Source organism: Actinosynnema sp. NPDC004786, from assembly GCF_053601135.1.
On the sequence record NZ_JBSGBG010000003.1, the window covers coordinates 114,133 to 125,884 of the forward strand.

The following is an 11,752-nucleotide window of genomic DNA, read 5'->3' on the forward strand; positions in this document are numbered from 1 at the left end:
GGGTGCGGTCGCGCCGCCTACGCTCGTGACGTGCCCACTGAAGCGCCTTCCCGCACCCGGCGGACCGGTCTCGTCCCCCTGCTCCTCGTCGGCACGACGATAGCCGCGCTGGTCGCGGCGGGGTTGCTCGTGCTCGTCGGGGCCGACGCGTCCGGGCTCATCGTGGTGCGCGTGGTGACCGAGGCCGCCGCCGTGGTGACGGTCGGCGCGCTGCTGCTGGCGGCGTTCCTGGTCCCCCCGCAGGGGAGCGGCACGCTGGCGGCGGACGGCTACGCGGCCCTGCGCACGGCGGGCTGGGCGGCGTTGGTGTGGACGGCGGGCGCGGTGCTGGCGGTGCCGTTCACGGTGGCCGACGCGTTGGGGCAGCCGGTGACGGCCCTGCTGGAGCCGTCGGTGCTGTTCCAGGTCGCGGGGCTGGTGGAGCAGGCGAAGGCGTGGATGATCACGGCGGTGGTCGTGGCGCTGCTGGCGTTGGGCTGCCGGCTGGTGCTGTCGTGGGGCTGGACCGTGCCGCTGTTCTTCCTGTCGGTGTTCGCGCTGATGCCGGTGGCCGTGACGGGGCACTCGTCGGGCGGCGGCTCGCACGACGTGGCCACGAACAGCCTGCTGTTCCACCTGGTCGGCGCGGCGTTGTGGGTCGGCGGGCTGATCGCGCTGCTCGCGCACGGCCGGCGGGGCGGCGACCACCTGGGGCTCGCGACGTCGCGGTTCTCCAAGCTGGCGCTGGTGTGCTGGCTGGTCATGGCGGTGTCCGGCGTGGTCAACGCCTGGGTGCGGCTGCCGCTGGACCAGGTGTTCGGCAGCGACTACGGCCTGCTGGTGGTCGGCAAGACGGTCGCGCTCGTGGTGCTGGGCGTCGTGGGCTGGTTCCAGCGCGAGAAGAGCGTGAAGGAGGTCGTGGCCACCGGCTCCGGGCGTTCGCTGGTGAAGCTGGCGGGCGTCGAGGTGCTGCTGATGTTCCTCACGCTGGGCCTGGCCGCCGCGTTGAGCCGCACGCCGCCGCCGGTCGAGGGCCGCGCCCTGCCGAGCACGGTCGAGCTGCGCATCGGCTACGACCTGTACGGCGAGCCGACGCTGGGGCGGCTGCTGTTCGACTGGCGGTTCGACCTGGTCTTCGGCTCGATCTTCATCGCGCTGGGCGTGTCGTACCTGCTGGGCGTGCGGCGGCTGCGCAAGCGCGGCGACAAGTGGCCCGTCGGTCGCACGGTGGCGTGGGTCGCGGGGTGCCTGACCGTGGTGTTCGCCACGTCGTCCGGGGTCGGCCGGTACGCGCCCGCGATGTTCAGCGTGCACATGGAAGCGCACATGCTGCTGTCCATGCTCGCGCCGATCCTGCTGGTGCTGGGCGGTCCGGTGACGTTGGCGATGCGGGCCCTGCCCACCGCGGGCAAGGACAACCCGCCGGGGCCGCGGGAGTGGCTGCTGGCGTTCGTCCACTCGCCGGTGGCGAAGGTGCTGACCAACCCGTTCGTGGCGTTGGCGCTGTTCGTGGGCTCGTTCTACGGCCTGTACTTCTCCGGCCTGTTCGACTCGGCGCTCGACTACCACTGGGCGCACCTGCTGATGAACGCCCACTTCATCCTGGTCGGCTACGTCTTCTACTGGCCGGTGATCGGCATCGACCCGTCGCCGAACCGGCTGCCGCCGCTGGGCCGGCTCGGCCTGCTGTTCGCCTCGATCCCGTTCCACGCGTTCTTCGGCATCGTGCTGATGAGCTCCCAGACGGTGATCGGCGACAACTTCTACCGCTCGCTGGGCCTGCCGTGGGTGACGTCGCAGCTGGAGGACCAGCGGCTCGGCGGCGGCATCGCGTGGGCGGCCGGCGAGCTGCCGCTCATCGTGGTCATGGTCGCGCTGCTGGTGCAGTGGGCCCGGTCGGACAGCCGCGAGGCCCGCCGGGCGGACCGGCGGGCGGACGCGGACGGCGACGCGGACCTCGCCGCGTACAACGCGATGCTGCGCAAGATGTCCGGCAAGGAGTGAGGACTACAGCGGTCGCTTGAACCCCTGCACCGCCACGGCCCACCCTGCGGCGGCCAGCACGGCGCTCGTCACCAGCGCGCCGACCACGCCCGTCACGGGCTGGGCGAGCGCCAGGGACCGCGCCGCGTCCACCGCGAACGTCAACGGGTTGACGTTCGCGATCGCCTGGAGCCACCCGGGCAGGCCGGTGATCGGCACGTACGCGCTGGAGGCGAACATCAGCGGGAACATCGCCAGGAAGCCGACGGTCTGCATCAGCTCGGCGTTGCGCAGCCACGCGGCGATGGCCAGGAAGATCCAGCCCAGACCCCAGCCGACGGCCAGGGCCAGGGCGAGCGCCGCCACCGTGCCGGTCACGCCGCCCGCGGGCGCGTAGCCGAACACCGCGACCGCGAACACCAGCATCAGCAGCAGTTGGGCGGCCGAGCGGACCAGGTCGGACAGGCTCCGCGCGACCAGGACCGAGCCCGGCCGGATGGGCAGCGAGCGGAACCGGGCCAGCACGCCGTTCTTCATGTCGGTGACCAGGCCCACGCCCGCCTGCAACGCCGACTGCATGGCGGTGTTGACCAGGATCGCGGGCATCAGGAAGTCGATGTAGGCCACGCCCTGCGGGAAGCCGGGGGTGTTGGCGATGCCGGCGAAGATCTGGCTGAACAGGGTCAGCATGATCAGCGGCTGGAGGATGCTGAACACGATCATGCGCGGGTCGTTGACCAGCGTGCGCAGCGAGCGCTGGGTCAGCACGAGCACCTGCGTGCCGAAGTCGGTGCCGCGCCAGCGGGGCGCGGCGGTGAGGGTCGTCATGGGGTGGCTCCTGTTCAGGCCGCGTGCTGCGCGAGGGTGAGGTAGACGTCGTCCAGGGTCGGCTCGCCCAGGGCCAGCTCGGTGGCCTCCAGGCCGACCTCGTCCAGCGCGCGGACCACGACGGCGATCTCGCGCGAGGACGTGACGGGCGCGGTCAGCGTGTTCCGCGCCGGGACGGGGTGCAGGCCCGCGCGCTCCAGTGCCCCGGCGGCCTTGGGGACGTCCGAGACGTCCGCCAGCGTCACGGTGACCGTGCGCCGGCCCACCTGGGCCTTCAGCTCGGCGCTGGTGCCCGCGGCGACGACCTTGCCCTGCGCGAGCACCGTGATCGAGTCGGCCAGGCGGTCGGCCTCGTCCAGGTACTGGGTGGTGAGCAGGACCGTGGTGCCGTCGGTGACCAGGCCCTCCACGATCTCCCAGAGGCCCAGCCGGCTGGCCGGGTCCAGGCCCGTGGTCGGCTCGTCCAGGAAGATCACCTCGGGGTGCCCGACGAGGCTCGCGGCCAGGTCGAGGCGTCGCCGCATGCCGCCGGAGTAGGTGCGGGACGGCCGCTTCGCCGCGTCCGCCAGGCCGAACAGCTCCAGCAGCTCCGAGCCCCTGGTCCTGGCCTCGCGCGGGCTCGCGCCGAGCAGGCGGGCGATCAGGACCAGGTTGTCCAGGCCGGACAACTGCTCGTCCACGGCGGCGAACTGGCCGGTCAGGCCGATCCGGCTGCGCACCTGGTGCGCCTGCGCGACCACGTCGAACCCGGCCACCCGCGCGTGGCCGGAGTCCGGCGGGAGCATCGTGGTGAGCACGTTGACCAGCGTGGTCTTGCCCGCGCCGTTGTGGCCGAGCAGGCCGAGCACGGTGCCCTTCGGCACGGCGACGCTCACGCCGTCGAGCGCCTTCTGCGCGCCGAACACCTTGCCGACGTCGGTCGCCTCGATCATCAGGTCTGCCACTCGTTCCCCCTCAGTTCTCTTTGAGCACGCCGTGCAGGAACAGCTCGACGAGCTGGTCCGCGTCGGCGGTGACGTCGCTGAAGCCGTTGCCCTGCATGCGGTTGGTGAACACGAGCCCGAGCAGCAGGCGTGCGGCGAGGGACGGGTCGACGCGGAGGTCGTCGTCCGGGCCGAACAGCGCGGCGACGTGCTCGGTGATGCGTTGCATCTCGACCGGCGGTCCCTTGTGCTCGCGCTTGGTGTCGTGCCCGTCGTGCGGGTCGTAGCCGGAGTCCCGGAGCACGCTCATCAACTTCCACATCCGGTCCAGGTAGCCGGAGACGGCGCTGATGGCCCAGGACAGGCGGCGGGCCAGGGTGTCGGCCTGTTTCGCCTGCTCCAGGAACTCCAGCTCGGAGTCCACCGCGAGCACGCTGCGCACGCAGGTGTGGATCAGCTCGCGCTTGTCCTTGAACGCCCGGAAGACGGTGCCCTCCGCGATGCCCGCCGCCCTGGCGATCTGGCTGGTCGTCACGTTCGCGCCGTGCTCGAACAGCAGCGGGACGGTGGCGGTGACGATCGCCTCGCGACGGTCCTCGGGGCTCATCGCCGGCGCGCGTCGACGGCGTTGGGTGGTGTCCTCGGGCATGGTCCGAGCATAGGAGTGAGTCCTCACTCATGTCAACGAGTGAGCGCTCACTCATGTCGATTATGCATGTCTCACGAGTTGTCCACAGATCCGGAACCGCCCCTGTCCACGACCCGGACCGCCCGGCAACCTGGTCCCAGGCGATCACCACGAGGAGGCGGACATGGCCTACAACGAGTCCCGGGTCACCGTGTGCGGCAACGTCGCGAGCGCGGTCACCCGCAGCACCGTCGGCACCGGGTTCAGCCGGGCGAAGTTCCGGCTGTTCACCGCCGAGCGCGTCTGGGACGCCGAACAGCGGACCTGGGAGGACGGCGCGCGGATGTTCCTGTCGGTGTCGTGCTGGCGGATGCTCGCGGACAACGCGCACGCGTCGTTGAACAAGGGCGACCCGGTCGTGGTCACCGGGCGTTTGACGATCAAGGAGGTCGAGTACGAGGGCGCGGTGCGCCCGCTCGTCGAGATCGAGGCCACCGCGATCGGCCACAACCTGGCCCTGTGCACAGCCGTGCCCACGCGCACCAGGCACACACCGGACGCCGTCGAGGCGCGGGCCGCGCCGGAGATCGCCGCTCCCCGCAAGGCGGACGACCTGCCGCTGATCGTTATGGGGGAGGTGGACCGCCCGGCGACCGACCCCGTGCCGGCGGCCCGCTCGAACGCCGACCACGTGGCGGCGGACCGGTCGAACGCCGACCGCGTCCCTGCGGCCCGCTCGAACGCCGACCATGCGGCGGCGGCCCGGCCGAACGCCGACCACGCGGTGGCGGCCCGCTCGAAAGTCGACCGCGCGGTGGCGGCCCGGTCGAAGGTCGACCACGCGGCGGCAGACCGGACGAACGCCGACCGCGTGCCTGCGGCCGGCTCGAAAGTCGACCGCGTGGCGGCGGACCGGCCGAGAGCAGACCGTGTGGCGGTGAACCGCCCGAAGGTTGACGGCGCGGCGGCGGACCGACCAAGGGAGGTGGCCGAGGTGCCGTTCTGAGCCGACCGCCCCCGTCACCCTCCCGACCCCGCTTTCACCCCCCGACACCCCTGACACCACCCGCCGAGCAGGTCCGCCGGTCGGTGTCGGCGGCACTCGCCCGCACGCGGCGGCTTCCGCGGAGCCGCTGTGCCGGTCAAGTGACCGGCTGTCCGGGGCGCGGAGCCATCCGTCCTGGCCGAGGCATCGCTCGCACGACGCCCGTCGCCCAGCTCCGTACCGCCTGCGGATGGCGGGTCGGAGCAGGCGGGGGCGTGCCGGGCGGTGGCGGACGCCGTGCCGGCAGCCGACCCGGTTGCTCGCGGCGCGGCTGCCGGAGTCCCCGTCGGAACGCCCGACCGGGACGTGGCGTGTGGTGGCCGGCGCGTGTGGTGGCGTCGTGGGGAAGTGGACGAGTCGGCGTTGGTCTTCCCGGGCGACGCGGGGCGTCCGAAGGCAGTGTCCGAAGTGCCGCTCTGGGCCGATCGAGCTACAAGGGCTCCCGGCGGCCCGATCGGCGGAGACAATGCGCGGGCAGTCGTCGCCGTTGTGAGCGTGGAGGAGGGAGGTCGTCGGGCCGGCGCCAGGGCCGGGTCCGCACGCAGGCATCGGGGGTTGACAGCGCACCGAGTTCGCGCATGGGGTCGGAGTCGCTGGTCGCAGGGTCGCGCCAGGCATGCCCAGGGGTCGTGTTACGTCTGTGGGTGACCCACGTTCGCGTTAACTCTGCGTTGTGCCCACGTCCGTTGCCGGCGTCCGAGGTTCGGGCCCGATCGGCACCGCTCTACGATCGCGGGCATGGCCGAGTACGTCTACACCATGAAGAAGGTGCGCAAGGCGCACGGGGACAAAGTCATCCTGGATGACGTCACCATCATGTTCCTCCCCGGTGCGAAGATCGGCGTTGTCGGTCCGAACGGCGCCGGCAAGTCGAGCGTGCTGAAGATCATGGCCGGCCTGGACACACCGGGCAACGGCGAGGCGTTCCTCTCGCCGGGCTACACGGTGGGCATCCTCCAGCAGGAGCCGCCCCTGAACGAGGAGAAGACCGTCCTGGGCAACGTCCAGGAAGGGCTCGGCGACATCAAGGTGAAGCTCGACCGCTTCAACGAGATCGCCGAGAAGATGGCCGTCGACTACTCCGACGAGCTGATGGAGGAGATGGGCCAGCTCCAGGAGGAGCTGGACCACGCGAACGCGTGGGACCTCGACTCCCAGCTGGAGCAGGCGATGGACGCCCTGCGCTGCCCGCCGCCGGACGCGGACGTGAAGACGCTCTCCGGTGGTGAGCGCCGCCGGGTCGCCCTGTGCAAGCTGCTGCTGAGCAAGCCGGACCTGCTGCTGCTCGACGAGCCCACCAACCACCTGGACGCGGAGAGCGTCCTGTGGCTGGAGCAGCACCTGGCGCAGTACCAGGGCGCGGTCCTGGCCGTCACCCACGACCGGTACTTCCTCGACAACCTCGCCGAGTGGATCCTGGAGCTGGACCGCGGCCGGGCCCACCCGTACGAGGGCAACTACTCGACCTACCTGGAGAAGAAGGCCGAGCGGCTGGCGGTCCAGGGCAAGAAGGACCAGAAGCTGCAGAAGCGGCTCAAGGACGAGCTGGAGTGGGTCCGGTCGGGCGCGAAGGCCCGCCAGGCCAAGTCCAAGGCCCGCCTCGGCCGCTACGAGGAGATGGCCGCGGAGGCGGAGAAGACCCGCAAGCTCGACTTCGAGGAGATCCAGATCCCGCCGGGCCCGCGCCTGGGCAACGTCGTGGTCGAGGTGGAGAACCTCAAGAAGGGCTTCGGCGACCGGGTGCTGATCGACGGCCTGTCGTTCAGCCTCCCGCGCAACGGCATCGTCGGCGTCATCGGTCCGAACGGCGTCGGCAAGACGACGCTGTTCAAGACCATCGTCGGCCTGGAGGAGCCGGACGCGGGCACCGTCCGCATCGGCGAGACCGTCAAGCTGTCGTACGTCGACCAGAACCGCGCGGGCATCGACCCGAAGAAGAACGTGTGGGAGGTCGTCTCCGACGGCCTGGACCACATCCACGTCGGCAACGTCGAGATGCCGTCGCGGGCGTACGTCAGCGCGTTCGGCTTCAAGGGCCCGGACCAGCAGAAACCGGCGGGCGTGCTGTCCGGTGGCGAGCGCAACCGGCTCAACCTGGCGCTGACGCTCAAGCAGGGCGGCAACCTGATCCTGCTGGACGAGCCGACGAACGACCTGGACGTCGAGACACTCGGCTCGCTGGAGAACGCGCTGGAGCAGTTCCCCGGCTGCGCCGTGGTCATCTCGCACGACCGGTGGTTCCTCGACCGCGTGGCCACGCACATCCTCGCGTGGGAGGGTTCGGACGAGAACCCGTCGCAGTGGTATTGGTTCGAGGGCAACTTCGAGGGCTACGAGAAGAACAAGATCGAGCGCCTCGGCGCGGAGGCGGCCAGGCCGCACCGCGTGACCTACCGCAAGCTCACACGGGATTGAGAGCCGGGTACCTACATCGTGGCGGCCAGGGGCGAGGCGCAGGCGGACGTCGAGGTGAGCACGCTGGTCGTGCCCGCCTGGCGGCTGCGTTGGCGGGCACCGGAGCTTGCTCTGGTGCTGGGCGAACGCGCCGTCGCGCTCGCCTCCACCCGCCGTGACGAGGTGGACCGGTTGCGCGCGGAGGCCCTGGTGGTCTTCGCGAGCAACCGCATGGGCCGGGGCGTCCGGATCGCGGACCGGGCGCTCGACGCGCTCAAGGCGGCCGAGGCGGCGTCCGAGCGGGAGACGGCCTGGCGGCTGCGGGTCGAACTGGCCGACAGCGCAAGGTCGGTCGGCGCGCCCCTCACCGGGTTCGCCGCCGTCCGCCCGGTCCTCGAAGCCGAGGACGTCCCGCCGGGCCTGCGGGCCACCGCGCTCGTCCAGGCGAGCGAGTGCCTGGTGTCGGTGGGCCGGGGCGCGGCGCTCGCGCGGGCGCTGGACGAGGCGGACGGCCTCTACCAGGCCGACCCGCTGCTGGACCACGACACGACCCTGCTGCACCGCGGCCTGCTCCGCGCGTCCGCCGCGGGCCAGCACCGGCGCTGGGGCGACCTGCGGGCGGCGGAGGCCGCCGCCCGTGACGGCCTGGCGCTGCTGGACCGGCTCAAGGAGCCCGCGTCGGACAACGGCCAGGTCCGCGGCAGGCTCACGGTCGAGCTGGTCTGCGCGCTGATGGACCTGAACAAGCCGGGCGAGGCGTCCGAGGTCGGCACGCCCCTGCTCGAACGCCCCGTGCGCGCGCCGTCGGCGGCCACCGCGGGATGGCTGCGCCTGGCGCTGGCCACCAGGGTCCACCTGCCCGCGGGCCGGGTCGACCAGGCCCGCGACCTGCTCCGCGACGCCGCCGACAGCGCCGAACGGCACCAGCTCGACACCCTGCTCGCGGAGAGCCTGCTGGCGCTGGCGCACGTCCACGAGGTGGCGGGCGACCTGGCCGAGGCCCTGGCCAACCTGCGCTCCGCCCACGCCGCCGAACGCCGGAGGGCCAGAGCGGTCTACGCCGTGCGCGCCAGGCTGGCCGCCGAGTTCGCGGGCGTCCACCGCCAGCCGGCGGGGGGCGGCCTGCACGACGAACTGGCCGCGCTCCTCCGCGACGGCGGCGCTCCGACCGCCACGCCGCCCGCCGACCCGAACCTGGCCCCCGAGGTCAAGCAACAACTGCGCCAGTGGCGTCCGGTCCAGATGCACCGCAACGAGGGCGTCCGGGTGAAGCGCTCCCGCCGTGCCGCGGAGGACATGACGGTCGAAGGCATCTCCGCCGCGAGGGCGCACGCCGCCGATCGCTGGCGCCTGGTCCAACCGTTCGGCGAGACGGAAACCGACCGCGAACCGGGCGGCCGCCGCCGGGCACCGGAACCGACGCCCGAGACGCCCGGCACGAGCGTGCTCGGCAGCGCCGGGGCCGCCACCCAGGGACGCCCTGAACACGCGAGGAGCGGCCAGGCCAGGCCCCTCGCCACCCCGACTCCCGCACCAGACCCCACCTCACCACCACCGGCCGCCACCGCAATGCCGCCCGCCGACACCACGCCGACCACCACCACGCCGACCACCACCACGCCGACCACCACCACGCCGACCACCACCGCAGCCCCGACCTCCGGCACCACGCCGGCCGGCTCGGCGGTTCCAACGGAGAGCGCGGCCGAACCGGGCACCGGTGTGGCAGCGGCAGACACCGCCGTGCCACCTGGCACCGCCGGGCTGGTGGGCATTCCAGGTCTGGCGGGCCTGGCGGGGATCGGGGGATCGGGCCGGGCCGGGGGAGCGCTCGGCGACCCGGTAGCGGCAGGAACCGCTGCGACGGTCGACTCGCTGTCGACCTCGAACGCGCCGAACCCGAACGCGCCGAACCCTCCAGCCGCGTCCGCAGCCGCCCCGCCGGCAGCCACTCCGCCGGCAGCCACTCCATCGGCACCGACCGCGCCCACGGTGCCCGCACCTGCTGCCGCCCCCGGTGGTGCGTCGGACAGCGGTTTCTCGCAGTCGGCGGAAGGCGAGTCGACCACCCCGGCTGCCTCGACCACTCCGGCTGCACCGACCACCTCGGCTAGCTCGACTGCCCCGACCGCCCCGACCGGTGCGCATGCGCGCGAGGCGCGGCAGCTCCCCGAGCCGGCGGCACCGCTGGTCGGCGGGTGGCCGCCCCACTCGGCGGCCGGCGCGCGCCCCGCGTCCTCCGACGCCCCCGGGCAGGGCACGCCGGGCGACACCGCGCACGGGGAGGGCACGCAGCGGTTCTCCGCCGTCGCCGGCGGTCCGACGCGTCCCGGTGACGCGGTGACCGAGCCGCCCGCCGCCTCGCTCGGTGACGTGACGTTCTCGGCGGGGGAGGCTTCCGCCGCGTCGGTCGGTGACGTGGCGGTCCCAACGGGGGAGGCGTCGGTCGCGGAAGCGGCGTCGCCGGTGGGCGAGTCTTCCCCCGCCTCGGCCGGTGGAGCGGTCTCGGCTGGTCGAGCGGTAGCGGCCGGAGGGGCTTCCGGCGCGGCGGTTGCTCCCGGCGCGGCGGTTGATGGGGCGGCCGGTGGAGCGGTGTCGGCGGGCGAGGCTGCCGGTTCGGGTGACGGCGTGGCCGATGGCAGTGAGCGCAGCGTGCCGGCGGCCGGGTTGATCGCCGCCGCGGGCGCGGTACGCAGTGGGCGGCGGCGGGCGGCGCGGGAGGCCGAGGAGGGGGAGCGTCCCCCCGGCGACTCCGGGTCCGACCCGAACGTGCTGGACGCGTTGAAGGCCGCCGGCCTCCTCGACCCCCAGCGCGCCGGCGGCCGGCGGCGGGCTCCCGAGGCCGACGACGAAGCCCCCGCCCGGCCCGAGCCCGAGCCGGACGCGGTGCAGTGGCGCGTGGAGCCACCGCCGCGGCTGCGCGGCGAGGAGCCGACGCCGCCGGTCGACATGTTCGACTCGCCGACGATGGTCCAGCCGGTCGTGCGCGACGACGTGCCGCCGACCGGGCTCGGCGCGGCCTTCGTGAAGGGGCCCGTCATCCCCACGGCGCGGGTGCCGGAGCCGCCGGACTTCCCGTTGCCGCCCGTCCTCGACTTCCCGATGGCGTTGTCCGACTTCACGGCGGCGGAGCCGGAGTCGCGGCCCGTCTTCCCGCCCGACGACGTGGTTTCGACGCCCACCCCGCAAACGGCCACGCCCACCGCGCAAACCGTCACCGGCGGTCAGGAAACGGTTACCGCCGGGCCGGAATCGGCACCCGACGACCCAGTCGGGGAAACCTCCCCCGCCGGGGCGGAAAGGGCTCCCGCCCCGCCGTTCCGCCCGACCGGGTTCCTCGGCGCGGCCGATGTCGAAGCCGATCACGACGACGAGCCCGAGCCCGACGCCGGAACGCGCGTCGAGGCCACGACTGTGCCCGAAATCACCCCGGAGCCCGCACCCGGGACCGCGTCCCGGCCGCCCGCCGAGGACCTGCCGAAGGAACCGTTCGTCACGGCGGTCGTGGTCGGCGGCAGGACCATCGACCTGCCCCCCCTGGTCGAACCGGACGCCCCCACGTCCGACTCGCCCAGCGCCACGCGGGCCTCGCGCCGCCACAAGAGCGACCTCAGCCTGGCCGAACTGCTCGCCGAGGCCCTCGTCGCCTACGAGGACGCCCGGCGCGAGGACGAGGCGGCCGGCCGCGTGGACGAGGACACCGTGCCCATCCCACCTGTCGGGAACCCGCCGCCGGAGTCGGACGCCGAGACGACCGCTCCCATCCAGCGCGTCGACCCGACCTCGCGGTTCGACACCTGGACGCTTCCCGAATCCTGAACCGATTTGAGGTTCTAATAAGGTTTCCCGCCGGTAACAAAGGCGGGAAATAAGCCCCGCCACGGTGAATTTGCCACTTTCCGGCAAGTTGTTCGATTCAGTGAGAGGGTTGTGGCGAACGGGTTCGCGTGCGTCTGGTTAGGTGGTGCGCGG

7 protein-coding genes are annotated in these 11,752 nt (G+C 72.9%); 4 read left to right on the plus strand and 3 right to left on the minus strand.

What is annotated here, in order from left to right; translation table 11 throughout:
• The first annotated feature begins 30 nt into the window (after positions 1–30).
• Positions 31–1,983: a cytochrome c oxidase assembly protein gene (locus ACWEFJ_RS03995; protein ID WP_449712858.1), complete on the plus strand. Its 1,953-nt coding sequence runs from the start codon at positions 31–33 to the stop codon at positions 1,981–1,983.
• A gap of 3 nt (positions 1,984–1,986) precedes the next feature.
• Here the strand turns inward: ACWEFJ_RS03995 and ACWEFJ_RS04000 are convergent, their stop codons facing one another.
• The 3 genes from ACWEFJ_RS04000 to ACWEFJ_RS04010 are packed head-to-tail and all read right to left on the minus strand — an operon-like array spanning position 1,987 to position 4,362.
• Positions 1,987–2,790 (minus strand): ABC transporter permease, encoded by an 804-nt coding sequence (locus ACWEFJ_RS04000; RefSeq protein WP_378084248.1) that lies wholly within the window; start codon positions 2,788–2,790, stop codon positions 1,987–1,989.
• A 14-nt stretch (positions 2,791–2,804) separates the two neighbouring features.
• Positions 2,805–3,734: an ATP-binding cassette domain-containing protein gene (locus tag ACWEFJ_RS04005; RefSeq protein ID WP_449712859.1), complete on the minus strand. Its 930-nt coding sequence runs from the start codon at positions 3,732–3,734 to the stop codon at positions 2,805–2,807.
• Positions 3,735–3,744: 10 nt separating this feature from the next.
• Positions 3,745–4,362, minus strand: coding sequence for a TetR/AcrR family transcriptional regulator (locus tag ACWEFJ_RS04010; RefSeq protein ID WP_449712860.1), 618 nt, complete (start codon positions 4,360–4,362; stop codon positions 3,745–3,747).
• 163 nt (positions 4,363–4,525) lie between these two features.
• Between ACWEFJ_RS04010 and ACWEFJ_RS04015 the strand changes: the two genes are divergently transcribed.
• The 3 genes from ACWEFJ_RS04015 to ACWEFJ_RS04025 all read left to right on the plus strand — a co-directional run bounded on the left by ACWEFJ_RS04015 (position 4,526) and on the right by ACWEFJ_RS04025 (position 11,599).
• Positions 4,526–5,347, plus strand: a complete 822-nt coding sequence (locus ACWEFJ_RS04015) for a single-stranded DNA-binding protein (RefSeq protein ID WP_449712861.1) — start codon at positions 4,526–4,528, stop codon at positions 5,345–5,347.
• Positions 5,348–6,124: 777 nt separating this feature from the next.
• Positions 6,125–7,801, plus strand: coding sequence for an energy-dependent translational throttle protein EttA (gene ettA, locus ACWEFJ_RS04020; protein WP_378084240.1), 1,677 nt, complete (start codon positions 6,125–6,127; stop codon positions 7,799–7,801).
• An 18-nt stretch (positions 7,802–7,819) separates the two neighbouring features.
• Positions 7,820–11,599 (plus strand): hypothetical protein, encoded by a 3,780-nt coding sequence (locus ACWEFJ_RS04025; RefSeq protein ID WP_449712862.1) that lies wholly within the window; start codon positions 7,820–7,822, stop codon positions 11,597–11,599.
• The last annotated feature ends 153 nt before the right edge of the window (positions 11,600–11,752 follow it).

Excerpts from the sequence above, each read along its gene's own strand:
- ACWEFJ_RS04015 (WP_449712861.1), top strand. The coding sequence starts at position 4,526 with ATGGCCTACAACGAGTCCCGGGTCACCGTGTGCGGCAACGTCGCGAGC.
- ettA (WP_378084240.1), top strand. The coding sequence starts at position 6,125 with ATGGCCGAGTACGTCTACACCATGAAGAAGGTGCGCAAGGCGCACGGG.
- ACWEFJ_RS04010 (WP_449712860.1), bottom strand. The coding sequence starts at position 4,362 with ATGCCCGAGGACACCACCCAACGCCGTCGACGCGCGCCGGCGATGAGC.
- ACWEFJ_RS04000 (WP_378084248.1), bottom strand. The coding sequence starts at position 2,790 with ATGACGACCCTCACCGCCGCGCCCCGCTGGCGCGGCACCGACTTCGGC.